The sequence below is a fragment of the Cupriavidus sp. HE11 genome, assembly GCF_056097175.1.
The window spans coordinates 578,027-598,976 of the sequence record NZ_CP184464.1 but is presented as its reverse complement, the minus strand read 5'-3'; the positions used below and the strand labels follow the sequence as shown (position 1 = coordinate 598,976).

Genomic DNA, 20,950 nt, shown 5'->3' with positions numbered 1-20,950 from the left:
CCACGTCGGCTTCTGGCAGACATATATTGCTCGCCGAAAACCAGTCATTGAGCGGGTGCGCACGATACCTTGGCCATTCAAGCTGGATGTCGACCCCGAGCGGCGGCTCATGGCTGCGGATTCAACCGGTCAACGCAACAGCTTGATGGAATCGTTCAGCCGGTGTATCGAAGTTTAGTGTCTTGCGCGGGCGTTCGTTGAGCCGCCGGGCAATGGCATTGAGCTTGGCTTGCGAATAGACCGAGAGATCGGTTCCTTTCGGAAGGTACTGTCTCAAGAGCCCGTTCGTGTTTTCATTCGAACCGCGTTGCCAGGGATGCTGAGGGTCGCAGAAATAGACTTGAATATTTGTCGCCACAGTGAAGCGCTTGTGCCCGGCCATTTCTGTGCCCCGATCCCACGTCAGCGATTTGTAGAGCTCCTGCGGCAGCTTCCTGACGTGCTTGATCAGCGCGTTGACCACGGCCTCAGAATCCTTGCCAGCCGTCTTCACCAGCATCACGAACCGGCTCTGGCGTTCAACCAGCGTTGCGATTTGGCTGTTAGCGTCGCCGAATAGCAGGTCGCCCTCCCAGTGCCCTGGTATCGCACGATCTTCGGCCGTGGCAGGACGTTCACTGATCGAGACGGCGTCCGCGATGTTGGTGCGTCCCTCAGTCTTCATTGTGTACTGGCGCGACCGACGCATGACTCTCGAGCGCCGCAAATGCTCCAGCAACTCCTTCTTCAAAGCGCCACGCGCCTGAATGTAAAGGCTACGATAGATCGCCTCGTGTGACACCTGGTAGTCCTTGTTGACCGCATAGACATGCTTGAGCCAGCCCGCAATCTGCTCGGGAGACCACTGCAGCCTCAGCTTGCCGGCGACGACCCGCGCCAGCACCCGGTTCCTGACAAGCTTACAAAGCTTCGGGCGACGCGCTCGCTCCCAGGCCAGTGCGTCGGCCTGGCTCGCGCGATAGCTCTGCCGCCCCCCATTGCGCTCCAGCTCACGGCTAATGGTAGACGGAGCGCGATTCAGCCGCGATGCAATGGCCCGAATCGAAAGCCCTAACGCCAGCGAGCGCGATATCTCCTCACGCTCGGCAAACGTCAACGCTCGCGCGGCGCGATGGCGTTGTGCTGGTCGAATGCCTCCCGCGTCCGACAAGATCCTCTGGACTGAAGAGTGCCCGCGATCAAATAACCTGGCGATCTCATGAATCGTATCTCCCTTGCGCCAGCGATCCCACATGAGTGCCTTCTGCGTCTCGGAATAATAGATCCTCGGCCTCTGTTTCATTTGCAACACCTCCACTGCTCACACAGATTCTAGGTGTTGCATCGACCGGTTGAATCCGCAGCCGGTTTCGGTCCCTCTTGCTACCAGTGCAAGGATGGTGGGCGCCCGAGGCGCCTTCCGACCCGGTGCGGCGTGCCGACACTCTGACACAAGTTGGTGGCACGCCACGTTAGCGGCCGCTAGCTGCGGGGGGCTTCGATCTTACTCTTCGACTAGAGCGCCCTAGATTTCTTCGGTATCAACCTTGTACGGTTGACCAGCGATCACTTTCTTAAGCAAATCGATGAATGCGTCCGAATACTTGTGCGATTTGCTGGTCTCAGCAATGCCAAACTTCACATTGACATGGTACTTATTGTCGTAGCTTTTGACATTCACACCTGTCTCATCTTCGATTCTCTTGATCAGATCGTTAACACGTTTCCAACTTGGAAGGCCCAGCATCTTGTAGACCTCGCTGATCACGTATTTGTGCGTCAAATTGATCTTAGATGAATCACCAACCGAAGTGACACCAAATAAATTGGCAAAATTTTCGCCGGTCTCGACAGCGTGCTCGAGCATCTTGAAATCAATTTCGACTTGCTTTTTTGGAATGTCTGAGCGGACTAGGTCAACGGCGCGAGCCAGCAGTGCCCGCAAAAGCTTAGTGTCGATCTTGGCGAGATTGCCAGCCTGGCCAAATGCTTTGAAGACCCACTCAAATGAGTTCGCGGTAATGCTCTTGATTCGGATGTTGCGATCTGCGGTGACAGCCAAAACCTTGTCTCGCGGAGGGTACGAGGTTTCGTCCTGCGTCGGATCCCATTCCAAGATGTAGATATTTGGAACTAGCTCGTACTCTTGAGCTCTGATCATCCTGTCGACATCGGCAAGAATCTTCTTGATGTTGGGATCATTGGCTCGATACCCGATGAACACCAGCGGATGTTCAATGAAGTAAGTAAGAAGCTTGGCACTCAGATATTTGTGGTCTTCCTCAAAGCGCGCGTAGTCCGCTTCGTTAATAACGATGCTGTCGGGATCTGAAATGCAACCGTGAATCTTAAAGATCTCCCCGATGGCAAGGAACGGCTTGCGAAGAATCTGTTGGCTGATGACTCGCTCATAGTCGGGGAACAGGGGCTCAATCACCTCGTCGTAGTTCGTGGTGACGATGGCGTGAGCACTGATTGCCTTGAGGGCGGCAATCTCCGCATTAAGCTCAGCGGAACCATACGAACCTTTGGCGTCGGGGCCAAGATCAGCCAGGATTTTCCCAATCGTATGCTTGATGAAAATGTCGCTAGAGGCGCTCGCCGCGAAATACTCAGGCGGAAACTCCTTCTTGCCGGCGTTCCAGGCCCACTCATGGTAGAGCTGGGTGAGGACGGAGCCGATCTTCATCAGATCGTTGCCGTAAGCCTGCTTGTAGTACGCGAAGTCCTTGTCAACCTTGGGGCACTTCTCGGCAAGCATGCCGAGCAGTTCTTCCCAGTTCGGTCCTTTCGCATAGCGTTTCGTGAATCCGGAACCGATGAACAGGATTGGTTGGCAACTCGCGTCAGCGATGATCTTTGCAACGTCGGCTGTCACCTCTTCTTGGTACTGCTTGTAGTCCATCGGCATTGCAACCTCTCTCTTTTGTAACAGTGGGCCTGGTGAAAATTAACCCGTGGCAGTGTGGCAGAGCCCGTGAATCGCCCGTCAGCCCTTATAGATCAAGGGAGGCGCTCTCCGAAAGGCGCCACGAAATCGCGTGTGGCACTTCGGAGATTCTGTGGCTCAAAAAATAGGCAGCATCGAGAAACTGTGGCCCGTCGCCGCCTTGCCATTCCGCTGCTTTTCTTTCTTTCTCTTTGATTCTAAAAGAAAAAAGAAAAGAAGAGGGAGAAGGTAGCAAAAATACGCATTGTGGCAAAGCATGATCAAAGTGTGGCAAAACAACGTCTTCTTGTGGCACCTGTTTCCATGTAAATCAAAGACTTAGGGCGAGATTCCCACGGTGCCACGAGTATTTTCACATCGCGCGATACCCGACGGGCTAGGAGAATTCAACGTGCCTTGCTATCGGAAGCTCCGCATCCTTAGCGAAGGCCAGCAGCAGCCAAAACAAAAGCCCGCACATGGCGGGCCTTTGAATGGGGCTCAGCGGGCCGCTACGGCGGCATTCGACCCTCCTCGAGCTCGGGTATGGCTTCAAGGCCAAGGCGCTCGAGACTCGGCACGCAGATGGCGGTCATGTGGGCATGGCGTCGACCATGGATTCGCTTTTCTACGTCGTCAAGTAGCTTGCCGGCATGTTTGGGCACAACACCTGACTGCAGCAGCTGCTGCTTGAAGATTCGTGCGGTCTTGATAGGCAGCGCGTCGAACTTCTGCCGCAGGTGCGGCGCCGTCGAGATATGGTCCATGACGTGACTCGGTCGCACGAAAAGAGCCATGACCTTGCCTTCGTCGGTCTGCACGGTGTCCCAGCAGCGCGGGAATTCAAAGCGGCGTGCAGCGAGCTCGGAAAGCAAGACATCCATTACCCAGAACCACGGGAGGCGTGCGCCATCGGTTTCGGCAATGTGTGCGGTCATTTCCGCCAGGACGTCTTCCACAAATCCGCCCTGGTCGACATCAATGTCGGCGAACTCGGCCAACAACGCCCAGGCCGTCATGACTGCCGCGTAGTTCTCCATCATGCGCCGCGCGGTGGCGTCAGGCGATGCGACACCGCTGCGTTTCACACACTCGACGATGAAGGCTTCGTGAAGGTCTCTAATGCGTGCAGGCTCAATGGCCGCAAGAAACTGCAGCCATTCCCACACCGGAAACTGCGACGTGCTGTGCGGGACGATTGCTCCCTGCTTGGCCACCGATAGCGACGTGCGGCAGATTTTCGATTGCAGGCTGGCCACGTCCACTTCTTCACCGGCCAACAAGACGGGGGCACACATCAGGTATGGCGTGAGAGACGACCCCACACGTGTGAACTCGAAGCGGTACGTGGACTGCAGCAGCCCGTCGATGTCCGATAGAACCGCCTTCGGCAGCTTGGAAAATTCATCCCATCCCACAGGCTGCGTTGTCCATGAGACGGAGGCGCGGCGGCGGTGGTCCGTCTTCAGCATCTGGCCAGACAGAACCTGAAAGGCGAGTGTGCTTTGCAGGCTTTCCAGCAGCTTGGATTTCCCCGAGCCTTTTTCGGCTTGCATCTGCAGATGTGGGTAAAACCCGAGAACCGTCTTCAGATGCGCTCCAAGCGCCCAAACAAGCCCAATGGCGGCCGCATTGTCTCGGAATGTTGCCTGGTACGCCTTGATGACTGCGCGGGCGTTCTGGCGCGTTCCGCGCGGAAACGTCATGTTGTAGTACAGGCATTGTTTCTGCGGCTCAATGAAATAGCAGTCGCTGCCCTCCAGGGCGGCGAGCTCGCCCCCGCGCCACGCGAGACCGACAAAGTTGACAACATCCCGCGCACCAAGCTCGGCGGCACGCTCTAGGACGTTGACCATGCGCGCAAAATTCGCGGGCATCCAGATATGTCCGAATTTTCCCCGCCACCATTCGAGGTTGTAGAGCTTGTCATCGCCCACAACCTCGCGCTGCAGGGCTGCTCCATGGCGCGGCACCTGCGCACTGATGCCAAAGACCGTCTCAGGCTGGTTGTCCGGTGTGCCGTTGATGGTCGCCAGATGGCTTTGAATGCGTAGGCGGGAGAAGCCCGCGACGCGGAACGAACAAAGGTCGCCAACTTCTTCGGAGCGACGTGGTTGGCCATCGTCACCTTCACCTTCCTTGTACTTCTGCACGAATTGCGTGAAGTCTTCCTTGACACGGAAGCGCCAGTAGACCGCGAAGTCATGACTCGGCAGGAAAACACGGCGTGTCCCTTCAAGACGCTCGCCGCCTCCCGGCATGCCTGGTATCAGCCAGGGCTCAAGACGCTTTAGCCGCTTGGTCAGCTCATCGGCTCCATGCTGCTGCAGGACATCGTTGATATCCTGTCCTTCCTCCCAATCCTGCATGTCAACGAACATCGCACCGATGTCCGCCGCTGTCAGGGCTTCTGACAGTTTCCATGCGGCGGATAGGCCCGCGCGCTGGCCACTTCGCTCATTGACGGGATCGGTGTGATCGAGCGCAATCAAGACGCGCTTGCCGCGAAGAAAAGTCCAATCGATCTTGTCCACGTTGGTGGTGCCACGGATGGCAAACGCAGCAGTGCCATCGGCAAGATGGCACGACTCGACGGACAGTGCATTGATGGGGCTTTCGACAATAAACACCGTGTGCGCGCGCCGCAGTCGCACGGCGTCGCTCGTCCATCCGTGTCCGAGCTTTTCACCTTGGCATTGCGTCTTGACGTTGCCATTCAGCGCGGGGTCTGCGTACCGAAGATCCACAGCCACGACGCGACCTGTGCCCGACTCGAAAACGATGAACGCGGCCGCCGGCCCGCCGTGGCCGACTTCGCCGGCTGGAACCTTCCGGCTTTGCCATGTGTTCCATCCAACGGTGCCGGCCTTAATGGCGCGGCGCACGACCGCTTCATCGATGCCTCGGCCCGACAGATAGGAAACCGCAGGGCTCGTATCAGCGCGAGCTTTATCCGCGATGTATTCCTCAGTGCTTTTCTTCGCTGGAAGTCCGCGCGGCTCGGTACTGGGCATCGGCATCCCGTACCAGTCACCCAACAACTTGGCGGCGTCCATTGGGCCATCGATATCGGGGAGGCAATGTATGACGAGATCGATGCAGGAGCCGCCCGTCTCGGTAGACCAGTCCTTCCAAGAACGCCCATTGTCATAAATCGACAGAGAAGGGCTCTTGTCGGTGTGGTGAGGGCTGTGATAGTTGCCTTTGGCGCCGCTGCGCCGGAGGTCCAACCGGTCAGCCACGTCGTGCAAATCGATACTGCGCTTGAGTTCATCAAACCACGCGCGCAAGACGGGATTGGCCTGTGTATGCATGGGCGACCTCACAGCATGTCATGGACATGGCTCAGTGCTTCGTCCAGGCGATGTTTGAGAGGGCTCAGCAAGCAATGCAGGCTGTGATGAGCGGGGGATCGATCGCTCTCAAGGTCGAGAAAGCGCAGGATGCCTTCAAGGCCGGCGCTTACCCTCAGCAACTCATGGCAGCTGTCTTGTGCGGTTTCCCGAATGCTCTCGCTCAATGCATTGATTTGGGCAACGGCACTGGACAGCTCCGCTTTGGATCGACGGTTTGTAGGCCGGATCTGCGACACGAGCTGCGACAGCATATCGCGTTGGCGGAAGAAGGCGAGCTCGTTGCCCGTCAGACGCTGAGCCTTATGCATGGCGCACCTCCGCTTGGGCGATGGTAGCGACGGCGACCAGGGCGTCGCCAACGATGTCGAGTGATGCGCGCTCAGTCGGCGCGTCAACCGCGTCGCGCAGGGCAAGGCGAACAATGGCGAGGATTTGGGGGAATACGGTCTGCTCAGAGCGAGCGAATTCGTTAGCCATAGCGGCCTCCACACGTGTGTTGACGGAGGCCCGCCGCTCATTTCCACGTGAGGGGTGGCGGGCCCGACAGCGGGGGTGGAAAACCGGCACACACGGCAACCGGCCAGCCCGAAGGCTGCCCCGCCCGGCCCGCCATTGGAGAAGGCGCGCGAAGGCATACGGACGAAAAAATACCGCCTGATGGCGGCTGTCCGCCGTGTGTTGTTCGGGTTTCCACGCCCGGTCACCTTTGTTTCGGCGACGGTTGAATTCTTCATCATCTGCTTCAGGGTGTCAAGGTTGCTATCTCCCCGGCCTCGCCTGGGCGGAAAGTGGTTGAATCGCGGCTTGTTCGGGCGCCGGCACTGCGTTGGACGAGCGCCCTGCGAGCTGTCGGGCGATATCCGGGTCTGGGATGCTGCTTGGAGACAGGGTCCGGACCACTTCGACCAGGCTGACAAACGTGTGCCCGCAGTCGAGGTTTGTGCACTGGCAGTAAAGCTCCCGCGTCATGCGGGAAACCGGGCGGCTTGAGCGAATATTCGATTTCGAGCCGCAGTGAGGGCAGTCCATTCTCATAGGAAACAAGTGCTCCTTTGCGGGGCGGCGTCCAGCGGCCACCGCCCGTGCGCAGTGATGTCAGCAGTCGGTTGCGATGGTGTCGCCGTGTTTCGACGAGTACCGCTCAGTGTTTTCGGTCAGACGGGCACTGTCGGATCGGGAGAACATGTGTTCGCAGCGCAAGTTCTTGCAGCGATACAGTGCCTCGCGGTTTCCGCTGCTGCATTCAACGTAGCCTTCGGCGGGCGTTAGGGCACGGCACTTCGGACATTTTTCTGCTTGCATGTTTGACCTCAATTGGAAGTGCTGACGACCGCCTCGCGGAGCCGTGCTTTGCGTTGAGAGAATTCGGCTCGCAGCTTTTGTGCTGCCGCGTGGTAGGCGGGTTCAAAGTTGCTGCGTCCGGATGGCCGCTCAATGGTGGCACGGACATCGTCTTGCTCTGTCTCCGCTTGGTATTCGCTGACGCCATGATGGACGACCGCATAAGCGTCAGCCAGGGCGGCGTCAATTGCCGTCTTGTACCCCAGCTGCTCCCACTGCGCGCCTCCGGGCCGACGTGCCTGGCATGCATACGCATCTGCGAGCAAATGAATCGCATGGATGAAGGGCCGGAGCATTTGGCCAGAGGAGCTGAGTAGCTCTTTCGCGCGTTGATTCAGAACGCCGCAGTAGGCGTCTGCTTCCACGCGGTGTGCGATACGCGCTTCGAGAATCGCCTCATCAAGAGCGAGCTGGATCTCGGTGATGATGGAGCGGTAGTCCTCTGCGAGCGTGTATGCGGCCCGCTCCTTGCCCTTGAGGTCCCGGAGCTGCTTCATCGACGCGCCGGCATCGCGCATCAGTTCGGCCGCTTCATTGCGTGCAGCAAGTGCTTCAGCGTCGGCGGCGTCAGCGGCCTTCGTGTTCTTCTCCAGATCCGCTTTGATTCGGCTCACGTTATCTCGCGCGGAAATGAAAGCGGCCGCCACGTCGTGGTATTGGCTCAGAGCGACCTGCAGGTTCTCAACAAGTAGTGTTTCGGTCATGGTGATTTAGTTACGTCCGACGTGACGCAATGCGTGACTGCATCCATTGCCTGATCTCGGTGGAGAGCCAGGCGACGCTCTTGCCTGCCAAGGGCACGGGCTTTGGGAAGTCGCCGCGCCGCATCCTGTCGTAGATGGACGATGCAGGCAGGCCACACACAGCCACGACTTCAGGTAGTCGCATGAAGCGTTCTGCTTCCGCAGTCCCCGTGTCGCGCAGGACGAGACCGGGAACGGTGCATGCCGTGGAGATACCGGCTTGCGAACTCATCATCTGTCTTCCTCATCTAGGTTCAAAGGTACGAGCAACACGGTTCCGTATTGCTCGGCGTTACTCAATGCTGCACAGAGCGAACACAGTGTCCCGATAGCGCGCCGGGCATCGCAACGGCATCGTGTTGTGCCGTTGTCGTTAACAACAAGGTGGCGGGCGTAGTGGGGCGCGCAGCGCGCTGCTGCATTTGCGAGAGCATCGATGTGGATGTGCTGCGAACGTTTAGGACGCGCTCAGGACGCGTGCATCGTCACGACGGGATGGGGCGGGGCGGCGCACCCTCAGCGCGCGGTTGAGACCCCGCCTCACCCGCGCGCTTCATCGAGTGGTTTTTATGCACCTGCGATGAAGGCGCGGACCCGCGCTAGCACTGGCTTGCTGGTCCAATAGGGCCGTGCGAACAATTACGCAAAATTACGCACCTCCAGCATTGCTGTGTGGAAATGGCGGAGGCTTCCACGGCGGCATATAGGCCAGAGATGTCGGCAAACTATCGGTGATGACGTTGTGGGTAGCTTGCAACCACAGACTCTTGCTGGTGAGATGCGGAGCCGCCTGTGGATAACTGATGAGGACGTCGACCACGGCGTCGCTGAGCGCGTCGACAAGGGAGCCGCCAGTTGCTCCGCAGTACCACCGCTCGATGTGCCTGCGGACGATTGTTCCAATCGCCTCCGGGCCTGCGGCGCTTCGGTGCAGCGCGGGACTCGCTTGCATTAGTTGCAGTTGGTCCTGCACATGCTGAAGGAAGCCTTGAGTTTCTTGGCGATGAAGCCCGCCGAGGGCGACAAGCTGTCTTTGCAGCTCAGCATAGGGCATGCAGGCGCCGTTCGTTGCACACGCTTCTACGCGAGTGAGGTAGCGGGCGGCCGTCTGGGCCCCCGCAAGGCGCGCACGAGCATTGGGGGTGGCTGTCATTTGGCTTCCTTTGCATCAAAGTTTGCAGGGTCGGCAATCCAGACATGCACCGCCGAGAAATCGTAGAGAGTGCAGCGAGTGGTCAGCCGCAAAGGAGGGGGAGCCTTACCGTCGTTCACGAGCTGACGCCATTTCTCGCGGCTTACGCCGACGAACGGAGCGATGTCTTGCCATCGCCCGCGCCCAAGGCGCGGAAGCTGTTCGAGGCGCAGAGGGGGGTGGATTCGATCTTTGGGCGCGACGGCAGTGGTTCGCCGTGCAGATCGTTGTGTTTTGCTTGCCATCGGTAGCCTCATCTAGCCATCTGTTGCAGATGTGTTGTGATGGCGTGAGGGTACGCAACGGATTGGCCGTTGCTAATAGACGGCGCTATGCACAGATATGGTGTGCAATGCCTATCTTTGTTTTGCTAAGCATCCCTTGAGGCGTGGCTTAAATTTCCGTAGCGGTATCAAGTCGGAGGCAGCCGTTAGCTATAGGAGATGCTCGGCCCTGCAATGTAGAGGTATGTGAATTGAAAAATTTGACACCTTCTGCATTATTTACCAAACTTCTTTCTGCAGCTTTTGTTGAGAGCCGATCCGAACGGCCGCTTTTCGACGATGTCCATTGAACGGGGATTGTAATCAAGCCAGTCTTTCGACTGAGATTTGAGACCAAGGAGGCCGTAAATGGATTACGACTACAACAAGGTAGTGTCGCTGACTGCCGACCAGTTTGCGCAACTCGCGCAGAAACATAATCTTCCTGACTATACAAAATCTGATGCGCAAGATTTAAGGCGCATAGAGCGACTCTTGGATCTGTCCGAGGGAACCTTGGAGCGAAGAAATTTCTATTTAAAAAGGAAGGATTGTGGAACATGCGGTAAAACACTGACTTTTTATGATTTTATTTGGACATCACTTGTGGATGCCAGTCATCCTAAGTCGTTTGTAGTTCACACGTTAATAGGGTCGAAATTTGTAAGTAATCGTTCTCGACCGGTGCGCTGTAGTGCTTGCGCTACTATGAGCGAGCCGCTTGACTACATCACGCCTAATTACTGCTGTTGCGCCCCAGTAGATTGAGGAGAATTTTGAAGGCGGCGGGATATTTAGTTGAGTTTTGCAAATCGATAATATGTTTAAGAGAATCGACGTTTTCCAGAAAGCCCGCTAGGTTGGCGGGCTTTTTGTATGGACAAGCAGCTCGCCTCGTCTGGCCAGGCCTCCAGCGTCATGGCCATGCTTGGGTGTGTCAACTCGGCGGCACAGCTGGCGGCTACTCCCCCTCTCTGCTACGGAATTCGCGAACGAGCTCTGCAAGCGTTCCGTGAGAGAAAGGAAAGCCGCCTACTCGTAGCATGCGAGAAGCCGCTTCCTGAGCTGAAATAGTGGATGGTATGTTCTCTGCGATATATTTGAGAACCGCCTCGCGGTGTGGCCGAAAATTGGCTTCCCGACGTTTGCCTCCCTTGGATGCGTTGTGTCTTCGCTCTTCACGCTGCTGTAGCAATCCGGAACTCGCCCCTAGACAGAACTTCGCTTGCATGAGGAAGTGCAATGCCTCAGGGAGCTGCTTGCAGTCAATCTGCCCTTGTGCTGCATTCAAATTCAGCATGGCCGCCGCGATGTCTTCGAGGATTGATTCGTTGTAGACGCTACTGGGAGTGAGCTTCCGGATGAATGCGGAAGTCGCTGCGGCGCATGCTTCCGCCATGGCGCGAGCTTCCGGAGAAATTTCTGAAGCACTGTCCGATTCGTCTGCTAGCATCAAGCGATCCTGCACGCCGAACAAAACCATAAGGTTGCCATTCGGGCGAACGCCGAATCGCTTCTCGTAAGCCTCTTCCACTTCCGGAAAACCATCATCTATTGAGATGCCAAAGGCTTCTGCAAACATCGCTTCCAGTTGCAAATTTGTTTTCTCTATCTGCTCCTGCAGTAGCGTTACTGTGTCCATTGAATCGGCAGTCATGTCGTCGTTGTGCATTACGCCGCGACCTTTTCGTCAGTTGCCCGGCATGTGGCATGTTCATCGATGAAGTCGGCCCACCACTGCATTACGCGACGCCGCTCGGGCATGTATTTGGCGTGGTTGTATGCCGCAATCGTTTGGTTGGTCTCTTTGTGAGAAAGCTGCGCTTCTATAACGCGGGGATCGAAAAGGCCTGACTCGTTAAGCAGCGTCGATGCGAGGCCACGGAGCCCGTGGACCGTCTGTTGACCCTTAAAGCCTATCGAATGAAACACCTTGTTCATCGCCTCGCCAGTGACCGGCTTGAGGACGCTTACGGCACCTGGGAACAATAGGGCGAAGTGCCCCGTGTATTGCTTCAGGTCTTCGAGGAGGGCAATGGCTTGGCGCGATAGCGGCACCACGTGCGGTGTTCCGGAAAGCTTGTGCCACAGGCGACCTTTCATGCGGCCGGATGGCACACGCCACTCCGCATTCTCGAAATCGAACTCCGACCATTCTGCGTACCGCAGCTCTCCACCGCGAATAAAGGTCAAGACGGCCAGCTTCACGGCGGCGACGGTCTCAGGCCTTCCGGTGTATCGATCAATGCGCTGGAGGAGGTCGGGCAGCTGCACGTCCGTCACGTGCGGATAGTGCTGAACCGGTGGCCGGGGCTTCAATTGAGCGACCATGCCGGCAGAAGCGTCGGCCGTGGCGCGTCCGGTGCCTATGGCGTACTGGAAAATTTGGCCGGCGGTGACCAGGGCGCGGCGCGGCATTTCATAGGCGCCGCGCTTTTCGATCTTGCGTGCAACTGTGAGCAGGAATGCCGGTGTGATCGATGCAATGGGATGCTGGCCGAGGTCGGGGTAGAGGTCGCGCTCCAGCAGCTGTTTGGTCTTCTGAGCGTAGCCGGCGCTCCACGTATCGTTCCTGTGCTTCAGCCACTCTTCTGCAACGGCACGGAAGGTGTTGCGTGCGGCTTCGGAGACTGTGGCTCGGGCCACGTCGCGGGCAAGAGCTGGGTCTGTGCCATCGGTCAGCTGTGCGCGTGCCGCTTCGCGCCGCTCGCGAGCCGCGCTGAGGCCAACCGCTGGATAGTCGCCGAATGTGAGCAGGTTTTCGGATTTCGACCCGGGCTTCTGATACTTCATGCGCCATTTCTTGGCGCCGCTCGGGAGCAATTCCAGATAGAGGCCACCGCCGTCGCGGAGGCGGTTGCCTCCGTCAGGACTGTATTTGGCCTGGCGGCACTGGATGTCAGAGAGGGGAAGGATTCGCTTGGGCATGGTGTGAAAACTCCGTACCCTGAAAACTATACCCCCATACCCGCATACGTACCCCAAAAAGTGATGGTTGGTACTGGTCAACCATGGGCAACGACAGGCAACAAAAAACCCCGGAAGCCGCTTGGCGCCGGGGTTTTCAGGCAACGTAAGGTGTTGCTAACCATTGTACTGGTGGGTGGTACAGGGATTGAACCTGTGACCCCTGCCGTGTGAAGGCAGTGCTCTACCGCTGAGCTAACCACCCCTTGCTGCTTCGTCGCCGTTGTTGCTGGCGTCGTGCAGTGGAGAAACGAGATTATGCCGATGGGCCAGTATCTTGTAAAGCCCTTTTTTGAACTTTCTTTAAAAAAGTTGTGAGGGCTTCGGCACTGGCCGGTTTGGGCGCTATTGCACGGTGGCGTCGGCAGGCACTTCGGTGGGGACTTCGATTTTCCAGACGGTCTTGCCGCCGCTGGCCTTGTCCAGTTCCTTGAGCACGACCTCATGGGCCGAGACTTCGGTCTCGGTTGCCAGCAGCACGGGCAGGGTCAGGGCCGACAGGTCGGCCGTGGCGCGGGTTTCACCCTGGGCGGCGGCGCCGTCGAGCATGTCGATGACCAGCGAGTTCTGGCCGCGCGTCATGGCAAGGTAGACCTCGGCCAGCAGCTCGGCATCGAGCAATGCGCCGTGCAGCGTGCGGTGCGCGTTGCTGACGCCCAGGCGGTCGCACAGGGCATCGAGCGAGTTGCGCTTGCCCGGGAACATCTGGCGCGCTTCGCGCAAGGTGTCGATCACATTGGCCACGTGGTCGCGGAACGGGGGCAGTTTGTGGAGCTTGAACTCCATCTCCAGGAAGCCCATGTCGAACGCGGCGTTGTGGATGATCAGCTCGGCGTCGCGTACGAATTCCTGGATCTCGTGCATGACCTCGGCAAACTTTGGCTTGTCGGCCAGGAAGTCGGCGGTCAGGCCGTGGATGGCCACGGCGTCTTCGGGCACGTCGCGTTCCGGGTTGATGTAGAAGTGCAGGTTGCGGCCGGTCAGGCGGCGGTTCACCAGTTCCACGCAGCCGATTTCGATCAGGCGATCGCCGGTGGCGTGGTTCAGGCCGGTGGTTTCGGTATCGAGAACGATCTGTCGCATGGGGCAGGATTGTAATCGCTCGGCGTGGCCGCGCGACGGATTGCGAGGGTCAGGCGCCGATCGATTCCACGCCGCGGTTGGCCAGGCGGTCTGCGCGCTCGTTGCCCGGATGGCCGGCATGGCCGCGTACCCAGTGCCATTCGATCACGTGAGGTTGCCGGGCTTCGTCCAGGATCTGCCAGAGGTCGGCGTTCTTGACCGGCTTCTTGTCGGCCGTCATCCAGCCGCGCTTTTTCCAGCCGGTAATCCATTCGCTGATGCCCTTCTGCACATATTGCGAATCGGTATAGATATTGATGACGCAGGGCCGCTTGAGCGCGCGCAGCGCCTCGATCACGGCCATCAGCTCCATGCGGTTGTTGGTGGTGGGATTCTCGCCGCCGAAAAGCTCTTTCTCGTGGCCGCCAGAGACCAGCACGGCCCCCCAGCCGCCGGGGCCGGGGTTGCCTTTGCAGGCGCCGTCGGAATAAATCGTGACTTCTTGCATGGATGGAATTCAGGATGGCCCGGCGCTTCAGGCGCCGGGCGTGGTCTTGTGGTGTTTGCCGTGCGTGCCCGTGGGCGTGGCCACCGGGGCCGACACGGGCGCCAGGGCGGGTTTGGTTGTTTTCCAGGCCGGGCCCACCAGGCGGATATTCTTGACGCGCTTGACCGCCGAGATCATGTAGACCGAGCCGAAGATCGGCCACCAGCGGTCGCCGGCTTTCTCCATGAAGGCGGCGCGTTGCAGCCAGCGATCGGTGCGGTAGGGCGGGCAATAGCAGCCAAAGCGCCCGCGGATGATCTCGAAGCCCAGCAGCTTGAGCCAGTCCTTGATCCGCACGAAGCCGATGGTCTGCGCGTCGCTGGGCAGGAAGGGCGACGCGCCCAGCCGATTCAGGCCCTGGCGTGCGCCCCACAGGCTCATCGGGTTGAAGCAGGTGACGACCACGCGACCCTCGGGCATCAGCACGCGCGATACCTCGCGCAGCACTTCGTGCGGATCCTCGGAAAACTCCAGGATGTGGGGCAGCGTGAGCAGGTCGATGCTCTGCGTGTCAAACGGCAGTTCGTCGAACCGGCACAGCAGCTGGCGCGCGTCGGGGTGCGTCTCGCGCGGGCCGTGGGGGCCGGCGCGGTCGTCGAGCGCCAGCGCCGAGAACGGCATGCGGTTCTCGCGCAGCGTGTCGATATGGGGCAGCCCCAGCTGCACCGCGTGGTAGCCGAAGATATCCGTTACCGTCCGGTCATATTGCTGGGCCTCCCATTGGAGCATGTACTGCCCGGGCGGCGACGCCAGCCATTCTTCCCAATCTATAATCGGTCGGTTGGACATAGGAGCACGCATGTTGAAAGTGGAGCCAATCCCCGCCTTTCAGGACAACTATATCTGGGCCATCCACGACGGCAAAAGTGCCGCGGTGGTGGATCCAGGCGAGGCCGAGCCGGTCGAGCGCTTTCTGGCGCAACGCGGGCTGGCACTGGGCGCTATTGTAATCACCCATCACCATGGCGATCATCAGGGAGGCGTATCGGATTTGCTGGAAAGCCATCCGGCCGGCCCCGACGGCGCCCCGATGCCGGTGATCGGACCCGCCGGCGAACGCATCGGACATCGCACCCAGGCCGTGCGCGAGGGCGATACGGTGACGCTGGCACATCCAGCCGCCACCTTCCGTGTGCTGGACGTGCCGGGCCACACCGCCGGCCACGTGGCCTATGTGGGCGACCTGCCCGGTGCAGGCCATGTGGTGTTCTGCGGCGACACCCTGTTCGCCAGCGGGTGCGGGCGCCTGTTCGAGGGGTCGCCGGCGCAGATGCTGGCGTCGCTGGACAAGCTGGCCGCCTTGCCTGGCGATACCCGCGTGTACTGCGCCCACGAATACACGCGCAGCAATGTCCGCTTTGCGCAGGCCGTGGAGCCGGGCAACGCCGACCTGGCGGCGTGGTCGACCCGGGTGGACGCGCTGCGCCAGGCCGATACCCCGACGGTGCCCACCACGGTGGCCCATGAGCGGGCGGTCAATCCGTTCCTGCGGTCGCGCGAGCCGGCGGTGCGCCGGGCCGTGCAGGGGCAGGGCGGCGACGTCAGCAGCGATGCCGCGGCGTTCGGCGCGCTGCGCGGATGGAAAGACAACTTCCGCTAGTCACGCATCGCTAATACATTCCAGACGTTTGCAGGCGGGGGCGGCGGCCGTCAGGGCCGGTGGGAACGGGCCCTGCCACCATTTCTGGTATCGCAAGATGTCCAAATTGCATCTTCGGGAAAATCTCATTGACGCCAACCGGCCTTTTCCATAGGATCAGGCGAAATTTTTGGCGTCACTTTCAGAGAACTTAATGCGATTTGGTCGATTTCTGGCGGTAGTTGCGTGTGCGGCGCTGCTTGCAGCCTGCGCCAGCACACCCACTCCGCCTGCCGGCGAGATGGCCGGCACGCCGACCGCCCTGGAATCCGGTCCGCCCAAGGACCCGCTCAACACGCTGAACAGCACCGGCCGCGCCGGCTCGCTTTCCCGTTCCAACGTCGCCAACGTCGACCAGTCCAGCGTGGACTGGCTGCGCGGACCGTCCTCCGATATCTGGAGCCGCATCCGCAAGGGTTTTGCGATGCCGGACCTGGAAGGCACGCTGGTCGATGACCGCACGCAGTGGTACGCAGCCCGCCCCGACTACATGGAGCGGATGGTGGGCCGGTCGAGCCGCTACCTCTACCACATCGTGGAAGAGCTGGAGCGCCGCAACATGCCGACCGAGCTGGCGCTGCTTCCGTTCGTGGAAAGCGCGTTCAATCCCCAGGCGGAATCCACGGCCAAGGCGGCCGGGATGTGGCAGTTCATCCCCAGCACGGGCAAGACGTACAACCTCAAGCAGAACATGTTCCGCGACGAGCGGCGCGATGTGCTGGCGTCCACCGACGCCGCGCTCGACTACCTGTCGCGGCTTTATGACATGTTCGGCGACTGGCACCTGGCGCTGGCCGCGTACAACTGGGGCGAGGGCGCCGTGTCGCGGGCGATCGCGCGCAACCAGGCGCGCGGGCTGCCCACGGATTACGCCAGCCTGACCATGCCGAACGAGACGCGCTACTACGTGCCGAAGCTGCAGGCGGTGAAGAACATCATCGCCAACCCGGCTGCATATGGCGTGAAGCTGCCCGATATTCCCGATCATCCGTACTTCGTGACGGTGACCACGTCGCGCGATATCGACGTGGCGCTGGCGGCCAAGCTGGCCAACATGCCGCTGGACGAATTCAAGGCGCTGAATCCGTCGTTCAACCGTCCGGTGATCCTGGGGGCGGCCAACCCGCAGATCCTGCTGCCGTTCGATAATGCCGAGCGCTTCCAGTACAACCTCAATACATACCGGGGCGGCCTGTCCACGTGGACGGCCATGACGGTGGACAGCCGCGAGCGCGTGGAAGCGCTGGCCGCGCGGCTCAATGTCGATGTCGACACGCTGCGCGAGATCAACCGCATTCCCAAGGGCATGCGCCTGAAGGCGGGGTCGACGGTGATGATTCCGCGTACCGATCGCCACGACCAGGACATCAGCGCGTCGCTGGTGGACACCGCGATGCTGGCCGTCGAGCCCGATGTGCCCGACGCGCGCCGCGTGGTGGTCAAGGCGGGCCGCAAGGACACGGTGTCGTCGGTGGCTCACCGCTATGGCGTGTCGGTGCGGCAGGTGCAGTCCTGGAACAAGCTGTCGGGCAGCAAGCTCGTGGCCGGCCAGAGCCTGGTGCTGATGCTGCGTGCCAATTCGCCGGCGGCTGCACGGGCCGAGCGCGGCGACGATGGGGACGATACCCCGGCGCGTGGCAAGGCGGCACACGGCAAGACCGTTGCGGCAAAATCGGAGAAAGCCGAGAAGGCATCGGTCTCCAGGTCGTCGAAAGCCGAAAAGGCTGAGCCGCGCAAGCGCGTGGTGGTCGAGGCCGCGCCGCGCAAGGGCGCCAGCAAGTCGACCAGCAAGCCGGCACCGGCTGCGCCTGCCAAGCCGACGCCTTCGGCCAAGTCTGCGAAGGGTCATTCTCGCTGATCGGCGACAGCCGCCCCGCTGACGTCGCGGGGCCCTGTTGCCGACTGGCTGCCTGATTGACAGCCATCAACGACCCCACGGGTTCCGGGCGACCAAAGTGACGCTTTCCCTGTCACTTTCGCCCATGTCTCTTCTCCGAACCCTCTCCATCCTGCCGCTGGCTGCGGCATGCCTTGGTACCGCATGCGATACCGGGCACTCCGAATCAAATCCTGAATACACCGCCCCAAAACTGGTGGCCCATCGCGCCGGCACTGCGGATCGTCAGGAAAACACGCTGGTCGCCATCGAGTCGTCGCTAGCGCAGCGGGTTGACATGATCTGGCTGTCGGTCCAGTTGAGCGCCGATGGGGTACCTGTGCTGTACCGTCCGGCATCGCTAGGCGCGCTGACCAACGGCACGGGAAAGGTGGCCGACTGGTCCGCTGCCGCGCTTGGCCGGCTCAACGCGGGATGGCAATTTGTCCAGACCGCGCCCGATGGCAGCAAGCGATATCCCTATCGCGACCAGCCGGTAGGTATTCCGACGTTGCGCGATGCCTTGCGCGCCATTCCCGCCGCAGTGCCCGTCGTGCTCGACATGAAATCGATGCCGGCGGCGCCGCTGACTTTTGCTGTGGCCCAGGTGCTGACATCGGAAAATGCCTGGGATCGCGCGTTGATCTATTCGACCGAGGCGGATTTCCAGCAGACCTTTGCCGCGTGGCCCAGGGCGCGTCTGTTCGAGTCGCGCGATGCGACGCGCAACCGGCTTGTGACCGCCACGCTGGGCCAGGCTTGCGGCACGCCGCCGGCTTCCGGCATGTGGGCCGGTTTCGAGTTGCGCCGGGACGTGGAAGTGGTGGAGACATTCACTCTGGGGGAAGGGCGCTCGCCCGTAAGTGCCGTCTTTTGGACCCCGGAATCCGTGAGCTGCTACCGCGCCAGGGCGCAGGCCAACCTTGTGGCGTTCGGTGTCAACGATACGGCCGCCTACTGCGAGGCCAAACGGTTGGGCCTCGACGCCGTCATGGTAGATTCTCCAGAAAAGATGGCCGGTATCCGTGCCCAGGTGGTGCAGGACTCCGCGCGGTGCAAGCAGTAGGCGCCGCACGGCAGCCCATCCACCTCAGGCCGGCCGCAGCCATCCGCACCGCATTACGACAAACGACAAGCGGAGGAGACACATCATGACGGCAAGCCGTGCCCTGCACGCGCGTTCCCTGTCCGACAAGGCGGGATTCTGGGCCGAACAGGCCGCGCGCATCGACTGGGAAACCCCGTTCGAGCGCGTGCTCGACGACAGCCATCCGCCATTCGCGCGCTGGTTTGTCGGCGGGCGGACCAATCTCTGCCACAACGCCATCGATCGCCATCTGGCCGAGAGGGCCGACCAGCGTGCGTTGGTTTATGTGTCGACCGAGACCGATACGGAGCAGGTCTACACGTATCGCCAGCTGCACGACGAGGTGAACCGCATGGCCGCCACGCTGCAGGCCCTGGGCGTGCAACGTGGCGACCGGGTGCTGGTCTATATGCCGATGATCCCCGAGGCGATGTTCGCGATGCTGGCGTGTACCCGCATCGGGGCCGTGCATTCCGTGGTGTTCGGCGGGTTTGCATCGGTCAGCCTGACGGCGCGTATCGACGACGCAAAACCCAAGGTGATCGTCAGCGCCGACGCCGGATCGCGCGCGGGCAAGGTGGTGCCGTACAAGCCGCTGCTGGACGAGGCGATCCGGCTGGCCGGCCATCATCCGGACAAGGTGTTGCTGGTGGACCGCAAGTTGGCCGACATGCCGCGCACGGCCGGCCGCGACGAAGATTACGCCGCCTGGCGCGACAGGATGGCCGGCCAGCAGGTGCCCTGCGTTTGGCTGGAATCCAGCGAGCCGTCGTACGTGCTGTACACCTCGGGTACCACGGGCAAGCCCAAGGGCGTGCAGCGCGATACCGGCGGCTATGCGGTGGCGCTGGCTACGTCGATGGAATACATCTTCTGCGGCAAGCCCGGTGACACGATGTTCACGGCGTCAGACGTGGGCTGGGTCGTGGGGCACAGTTATATCGTCTACGCGCCGCTGCTGGCCGGCATGACGACGGTGATGTACGAAGGCACGCCGATCCGCCCGGACGGCGGCATTCTCTGGAAGATCGTGGAACGGCATGGCGTGAATATCATGTTCAGCGCGCCCACCGCCATCCGCGTGCTCAAGAAGCAGGACCCGGCGCTGCTGCGCCAGTACGACCTGTCCAGCCTGCGGCTGCTGTTCCTGGCGGGCGAGCCGCTCGATGAACCCACGGCGCGCTGGATCCAGGACGGCATCGGCAAGCCTGTGGTCGACAACTACTGGCAGACCGAATCGGGCTGGCCGATCATCGCGATCCAGCGCGGTGTCGAGGCATTGCCGGCCAAGCTGGGATCGCCCGGGGTGCCGGCCTATGGCTATGACCTGCGGATCGTGGACGAGGGAACCGGCGAGGAGTGCCCGCCGAACCAGAAGGGCGTGGTGGCCATCGACTACCCGCTGCCGCCCGGCTGCATGACCACGGTGTGGGGCGACAACGACCGGTTCGTGCGCACCTACTGGTCGGCGGTGCCGAACCGGCAGAGCTATTCGACGTTCGACTGGGGCGTGCGCGACGAGGACGGCTACGTTTTCATCCTCGGCCGGACTGACGATGTGATCAACGTTGCCGGCCATCGGCTGGGCACGCGCGAGATCGAGGAAAGCCTGTCGTCGCACCCGGGCGTGGCCGAGGTGGCCGTGGTGGGCGTGCAGGACGCGCTGAAAGGGCAGGTGGCGCTGGGCTTCTGCATCGCCCGAGATGCCAGCCGCACCGGTTCGGACGCCGATCGCCTGATCTTCGAGGGTGAACTGATGAAGACCGTGGAACAGCAACTGGGCGCGGTGGCGCGGCCGGCACGCGTGTTCTTTGTCAACGCGCTGCCGAAGACCCGCTCGGGCAAGCTGCTGCGCCGCGCCATCCAGGCCGTGGCCGAAGGGCGCGATCCGGGCGACCTGACAACGATCGAAGATCCGACCGCGCTGGATCAGGTGAAAGACGTCCTGAGCTGACTGATGTGCTGAAAG

At 60.7% G+C, this 20,950-nt stretch carries 21 protein-coding genes and 1 tRNA gene; 5 read left to right on the top strand and 17 right to left on the bottom strand.

Going from position 1 to position 20,950, the window contains the following annotated elements:
* Positions 1-121: 121 nt before the first annotated feature.
* From ACOABP_RS02740 to ACOABP_RS02690, 11 genes are all read right to left on the bottom strand, one after another.
* Positions 122-1,282, bottom strand: a complete 1,161-nt coding sequence (locus ACOABP_RS02740; RefSeq protein ID WP_474226859.1) for an IS30 family transposase — start codon at positions 1,280-1,282, stop codon at positions 122-124.
* Positions 1,283-1,504: 222 nt separating this feature from the next.
* Positions 1,505-2,884: an SIR2 family protein gene (locus ACOABP_RS02735; RefSeq protein WP_474226858.1), complete on the bottom strand. Its 1,380-nt coding sequence runs from the start codon at positions 2,882-2,884 to the stop codon at positions 1,505-1,507.
* 91 nt (positions 2,885-2,975) lie between these two features.
* Positions 2,976-3,224, bottom strand: a complete 249-nt coding sequence (locus ACOABP_RS02730) for a hypothetical protein (protein ID WP_474226857.1) — start codon at positions 3,222-3,224, stop codon at positions 2,976-2,978.
* Between the two features lie 196 nt (positions 3,225-3,420).
* Positions 3,421-6,222 carry a toprim domain-containing protein gene (locus ACOABP_RS02725; protein WP_474226856.1) on the bottom strand — a complete coding sequence of 934 codons (2,802 nt, stop codon included), beginning with the start codon at positions 6,220-6,222 and terminating at the stop codon, positions 3,421-3,423.
* A gap of 8 nt (positions 6,223-6,230) precedes the next feature.
* Positions 6,231-6,572, bottom strand: a complete 342-nt coding sequence (locus ACOABP_RS02720; protein WP_474226855.1) for a DUF1484 family protein — start codon at positions 6,570-6,572, stop codon at positions 6,231-6,233.
* Entirely contained in the window at positions 6,565-6,741 is a 177-nt protein-coding gene (locus ACOABP_RS02715; protein ID WP_474226854.1) for a hypothetical protein, read from the bottom strand. The genes ACOABP_RS02720 and ACOABP_RS02715 overlap by 8 nt, the downstream gene beginning before the upstream one ends.
* Positions 6,742-7,023: 282 nt before the next feature.
* The gene (locus ACOABP_RS02710; protein WP_474226853.1) at positions 7,024-7,233 is read right to left on the bottom strand and encodes an ogr/Delta-like zinc finger family protein; all 210 of its coding nucleotides are present in this window, start codon (positions 7,231-7,233) and stop codon (positions 7,024-7,026) included.
* 341 nt (positions 7,234-7,574) lie between these two features.
* On the bottom strand, positions 7,575-8,309 hold the full coding sequence (locus tag ACOABP_RS02705; RefSeq protein WP_474226852.1) for a hypothetical protein: 735 nt from the start codon (positions 8,307-8,309) through the stop codon (positions 7,575-7,577).
* A 10-nt stretch (positions 8,310-8,319) separates the two neighbouring features.
* Positions 8,320-8,493 (bottom strand): AlpA family phage regulatory protein, encoded by a 174-nt coding sequence (locus ACOABP_RS02700; RefSeq protein ID WP_474227759.1) that lies wholly within the window; start codon positions 8,491-8,493, stop codon positions 8,320-8,322.
* Positions 8,494-8,997: 504 nt separating this feature from the next.
* The gene (locus tag ACOABP_RS02695; RefSeq protein ID WP_474226851.1) at positions 8,998-9,501 is read right to left on the bottom strand and encodes a hypothetical protein; all 504 of its coding nucleotides are present in this window, start codon (positions 9,499-9,501) and stop codon (positions 8,998-9,000) included.
* Positions 9,498-9,785 (bottom strand): helix-turn-helix transcriptional regulator, encoded by a 288-nt coding sequence (locus tag ACOABP_RS02690; RefSeq protein ID WP_474226850.1) that lies wholly within the window; start codon positions 9,783-9,785, stop codon positions 9,498-9,500. Before ACOABP_RS02690 ends, ACOABP_RS02695 begins: the two co-directional genes overlap by 4 nt.
* A gap of 387 nt (positions 9,786-10,172) precedes the next feature.
* Here ACOABP_RS02690 and ACOABP_RS02685 point away from each other — a divergent pair, with 387 nt between their 5' ends.
* Positions 10,173-10,571: a hypothetical protein gene (locus ACOABP_RS02685; protein ID WP_474226849.1), complete on the top strand. Its 399-nt coding sequence runs from the start codon at positions 10,173-10,175 to the stop codon at positions 10,569-10,571.
* Positions 10,572-10,764: 193 nt separating this feature from the next.
* Here ACOABP_RS02685 and ACOABP_RS02680 read toward each other — a convergent pair whose 3' ends face one another.
* The 6 genes from ACOABP_RS02680 to ACOABP_RS02655 form a co-directional block, all read right to left on the bottom strand.
* Complete coding sequence (locus ACOABP_RS02680) at positions 10,765-11,475, bottom strand: hypothetical protein (RefSeq protein WP_474226848.1); 711 nt, start codon at positions 11,473-11,475, stop codon at positions 10,765-10,767.
* On the bottom strand, positions 11,475-12,731 hold the full coding sequence (locus ACOABP_RS02675) for a tyrosine-type recombinase/integrase (RefSeq protein ID WP_474226847.1): 1,257 nt from the start codon (positions 12,729-12,731) through the stop codon (positions 11,475-11,477). Before ACOABP_RS02675 ends, ACOABP_RS02680 begins: the two co-directional genes overlap by 1 nt.
* Before the next feature lie 169 nt (positions 12,732-12,900).
* Positions 12,901-12,975: transfer RNA gene (locus ACOABP_RS02670), tRNA-Val, on the bottom strand.
* 140 nt (positions 12,976-13,115) lie between these two features.
* Positions 13,116-13,853 carry a DNA polymerase III subunit epsilon gene (gene dnaQ / locus ACOABP_RS02665; protein ID WP_474226846.1) on the bottom strand — a complete coding sequence of 246 codons (738 nt, stop codon included), beginning with the start codon at positions 13,851-13,853 and terminating at the stop codon, positions 13,116-13,118.
* Positions 13,854-13,902: 49 nt separating this feature from the next.
* Positions 13,903-14,340 carry a ribonuclease HI gene (rnhA, locus tag ACOABP_RS02660; RefSeq protein WP_215528077.1) on the bottom strand — a complete coding sequence of 146 codons (438 nt, stop codon included), beginning with the start codon at positions 14,338-14,340 and terminating at the stop codon, positions 13,903-13,905.
* Positions 14,341-14,367: 27 nt separating this feature from the next.
* Positions 14,368-15,168 (bottom strand): class I SAM-dependent methyltransferase, encoded by an 801-nt coding sequence (locus ACOABP_RS02655; protein WP_474226845.1) that lies wholly within the window; start codon positions 15,166-15,168, stop codon positions 14,368-14,370.
* 10 nt (positions 15,169-15,178) lie between these two features.
* On the opposite strand from ACOABP_RS02655, the gene gloB reads away from it, so the two are divergent.
* The 4 genes from gloB to ACOABP_RS02635 all read left to right on the top strand — a co-directional run bounded on the left by gloB (position 15,179) and on the right by ACOABP_RS02635 (position 20,935).
* Positions 15,179-15,979, top strand: coding sequence for a hydroxyacylglutathione hydrolase (gene gloB / locus ACOABP_RS02650; protein ID WP_474226844.1), 801 nt, complete (start codon positions 15,179-15,181; stop codon positions 15,977-15,979).
* A gap of 193 nt (positions 15,980-16,172) precedes the next feature.
* Positions 16,173-17,876, top strand: coding sequence for a transglycosylase SLT domain-containing protein (locus ACOABP_RS02645; RefSeq protein WP_474226843.1), 1,704 nt, complete (start codon positions 16,173-16,175; stop codon positions 17,874-17,876).
* A 124-nt stretch (positions 17,877-18,000) separates the two neighbouring features.
* Positions 18,001-18,960: a glycerophosphodiester phosphodiesterase family protein gene (locus tag ACOABP_RS02640; RefSeq protein ID WP_474227758.1), complete on the top strand. Its 960-nt coding sequence runs from the start codon at positions 18,001-18,003 to the stop codon at positions 18,958-18,960.
* Positions 18,961-19,045: 85 nt separating this feature from the next.
* Complete coding sequence (locus tag ACOABP_RS02635) at positions 19,046-20,935, top strand: propionate--CoA ligase (RefSeq protein ID WP_474226842.1); 1,890 nt, start codon at positions 19,046-19,048, stop codon at positions 20,933-20,935.
* The last annotated feature ends 15 nt before the right edge of the window (positions 20,936-20,950 follow it).

Coding starts and splice junctions, on each gene's coding strand:
- ACOABP_RS02725 (WP_474226856.1), bottom strand. CDS start 6,222: ATGCATACACAGGCCAATCCCGTCTTGCGCGCGTGGTTTGATGAACTC.
- ACOABP_RS02690 (WP_474226850.1), bottom strand. CDS start 9,785: ATGGCAAGCAAAACACAACGATCTGCACGGCGAACCACTGCCGTCGCG.
- ACOABP_RS02640 (WP_474227758.1), top strand. CDS start 18,001: ATGTCTCTTCTCCGAACCCTCTCCATCCTGCCGCTGGCTGCGGCATGC.
- ACOABP_RS02680 (WP_474226848.1), bottom strand. CDS start 11,475: ATGCACAACGACGACATGACTGCCGATTCAATGGACACAGTAACGCTA.
- ACOABP_RS02655 (WP_474226845.1), bottom strand. CDS start 15,168: ATGTCCAACCGACCGATTATAGATTGGGAAGAATGGCTGGCGTCGCCG.
- ACOABP_RS02710 (WP_474226853.1), bottom strand. CDS start 7,233: ATGACGCGGGAGCTTTACTGCCAGTGCACAAACCTCGACTGCGGGCAC.
- ACOABP_RS02695 (WP_474226851.1), bottom strand. CDS start 9,501: ATGACAGCCACCCCCAATGCTCGTGCGCGCCTTGCGGGGGCCCAGACG.
- ACOABP_RS02675 (WP_474226847.1), bottom strand. CDS start 12,731: ATGCCCAAGCGAATCCTTCCCCTCTCTGACATCCAGTGCCGCCAGGCC.
- gloB (WP_474226844.1), top strand. CDS start 15,179: ATGTTGAAAGTGGAGCCAATCCCCGCCTTTCAGGACAACTATATCTGG.
- ACOABP_RS02700 (WP_474227759.1), bottom strand. CDS start 8,493: ATGCGACTACCTGAAGTCGTGGCTGTGTGTGGCCTGCCTGCATCGTCC.
- ACOABP_RS02705 (WP_474226852.1), bottom strand. CDS start 8,309: ATGACCGAAACACTACTTGTTGAGAACCTGCAGGTCGCTCTGAGCCAA.
- ACOABP_RS02645 (WP_474226843.1), top strand. CDS start 16,173: ATGCGATTTGGTCGATTTCTGGCGGTAGTTGCGTGTGCGGCGCTGCTT.
- ACOABP_RS02715 (WP_474226854.1), bottom strand. CDS start 6,741: ATGGCTAACGAATTCGCTCGCTCTGAGCAGACCGTATTCCCCCAAATC.
- rnhA (WP_215528077.1), bottom strand. CDS start 14,340: ATGCAAGAAGTCACGATTTATTCCGACGGCGCCTGCAAAGGCAACCCC.
- ACOABP_RS02685 (WP_474226849.1), top strand. CDS start 10,173: ATGGATTACGACTACAACAAGGTAGTGTCGCTGACTGCCGACCAGTTT.
- ACOABP_RS02635 (WP_474226842.1), top strand. CDS start 19,046: ATGACGGCAAGCCGTGCCCTGCACGCGCGTTCCCTGTCCGACAAGGCG.
- dnaQ (WP_474226846.1), bottom strand. CDS start 13,853: ATGCGACAGATCGTTCTCGATACCGAAACCACCGGCCTGAACCACGCC.
- ACOABP_RS02720 (WP_474226855.1), bottom strand. CDS start 6,572: ATGCATAAGGCTCAGCGTCTGACGGGCAACGAGCTCGCCTTCTTCCGC.
- ACOABP_RS02740 (WP_474226859.1), bottom strand. CDS start 1,282: ATGAAACAGAGGCCGAGGATCTATTATTCCGAGACGCAGAAGGCACTC.
- ACOABP_RS02735 (WP_474226858.1), bottom strand. CDS start 2,884: ATGGACTACAAGCAGTACCAAGAAGAGGTGACAGCCGACGTTGCAAAG.